We start from the raw sequence: 1,741 nt of genomic DNA, 5'->3' as shown, positions 1-1,741 counted from the left end.
ACTCCAGCCGTTTTCTTGCCTTGATTATCTTGGAGGGCGGGTTTATTAAGCTGACTGTTGGGAAGCATGGCTGACCGTGGAACCCGCCCCTACAGCCGCACTGCTAAAAGCCGAGCATAGTATGATTTCACCAATAGACGTTGGAACCTTCGTGCCTTCGCGTCCTGTCCCGATTTAGCTGCTTGAAATATCCTCTTTTGGAGTTTGAAAACTTTTCGCTGAACTTTCGCCCACGGAATTGCTTTCCATGCGTTTTTCGTAGTCTTGATTGGTTTGGGTTGACCAAATCCTTTCTTTAAACTCGCTTGCGCCATATATGCTCCTACTTGGCTCTATTCTTGGCAATCAAACCGTGACCCGTCTGCATATCCCTACCATTACGGTCGGGCATTGGCTTCTGGTCACATCTCATCCCCTAACAGGCTTGCGCTTACACTCATCACTTCTGATTACCTCGACCAGATAATCAGAGCCTGGAAGGGGTTACAACGTTCCGTTTATATGGGCATTCCATCTTTAGACTTGTCCTCTCCACCGGGGTACTTTTAAAGGTCTGTGTAGGTAGGTTTAATAAATCCCTACTTTTCCCCTTACTCTTTTGAGCGCAGCGTATCAACCTATTTCGCTGCTTACTAGTGACGATGGTTCAAGTCGGAACATTCAGATTTCCTTAGTCATGGATGGTTGGCAGTGGTCGCCTTTGGTAGTAGGTTCTACTTCACGCCTTCCGTTCCCCGCTTCAGTCCCAGGGTTGTGTATCCTAAAACTGGGGGTGGCTATCGCCGTTACTCTCAACGCAATTGTTAAGGAATTTTAAGATTTCCGATTTTTGCATTTTGACCTTGAGTTCCCTGCCTTTGTTTTGTATATTTCTATACAAAGCGTTGGGACATATAAACAGTTATGGGGATGGTCAGGAGTACGCTCCATATATTCAACCGAGGGGTTAAAATCCCCACCAGGCGGTTATTTCGGGTATTGCAACCCTATTTCATGCCTGAACGTTTCGCACTTTAAAGACTACGTATGTCATATAGCTCTGAAAGTTGAAGTCATAAAGCGGGGGGTTGTAGTCCCGTTCCTACTGACAATAGGGTATTCACATTAGGAGCCGTGTGATGTGAAAGTATCAAGCACGGTTTGGAATTGGAGTTGGGGAAGGTGACTTCCCTTTCGACCATAACAGGCGGGTTGTCCCATATAAATGATTGTACTGGAGTTTAAAGCCAAAGGGAAGTCAAATCACGTGCATTGCCATTGATGAGGCGATCCGAACTGCTCAGTCCATCGGCAATAAAGCGATCGGTTTCTGGATGGATAATTCAGGAATTGGGCAGAATAATTTGTATGGTCTAGGGCAAAACACGCTCGAGATGAATTTCCTTTTGCTAAAAACTTAAACTCCAGCGCCTGTCAAGCGTCCATTGAAAGAGCATATTCGGCAATAAGGAGGTTCTACGAGAACTGCCGGAAAGCCATTCGAGGAAAGAAAGGTTTTCCCAAGTTCAAAAAGAACAGCCGTTCAGTTGAATACACAACTTGTGGTTGGAAGTTATCAGAAACTCGTAATCAAATCACCATTCCCGTCGATTAATGATGCAAGTTGGTATCAGTTCAGGAAGCTAGAGTATTTTGGGGTGAAGTTTGGCAAGGTGACGGTTGCGGTTAACCCGGCTTATACTTCCCAAGAATGCTCTAACTGTGGTGCAGTGGTCAAAAAAGCCCTATCCACTCGAACTCA

1 protein-coding gene and 1 pseudogene are annotated in these 1,741 nt (G+C 45.5%); one reads left to right on the top strand and one right to left on the bottom strand.

The features are described from left to right. Positions 1-89: 89 nt before the first annotated feature. Entirely contained in the window at positions 90-314 is a 225-nt protein-coding gene (locus tag ACTIE0_RS24200; protein WP_006667866.1) for a reverse transcriptase N-terminal domain-containing protein, read from the bottom strand. Between the two features lie 890 nt (positions 315-1,204). On the opposite strand from ACTIE0_RS24200, the pseudogene ACTIE0_RS24195 reads away from it, so the two are divergent. Then, a pseudogene (locus ACTIE0_RS24195) lies at positions 1,205-1,741 on the top strand (zinc ribbon domain-containing protein); the annotation flags it as partial.

This window comes from Limnospira sp. (genome assembly GCF_051859755.1).
GTDB lineage: Bacteria > Cyanobacteriota > Cyanobacteriia > Cyanobacteriales > Microcoleaceae > Limnospira > Limnospira fusiformis.
The sequence above is the reverse complement of the archived record's forward strand: the minus strand, read 5'-3'. Positions and strand labels throughout refer to the sequence as shown.

What these genes read in the sequence shown, in the direction of transcription:
- ACTIE0_RS24200 (WP_006667866.1), bottom strand. Translation starts at nt 314, where the DNA reads ATGGCGCAAGCGAGTTTAAAGAAAGGATTTGGTCAACCCAAACCAATC.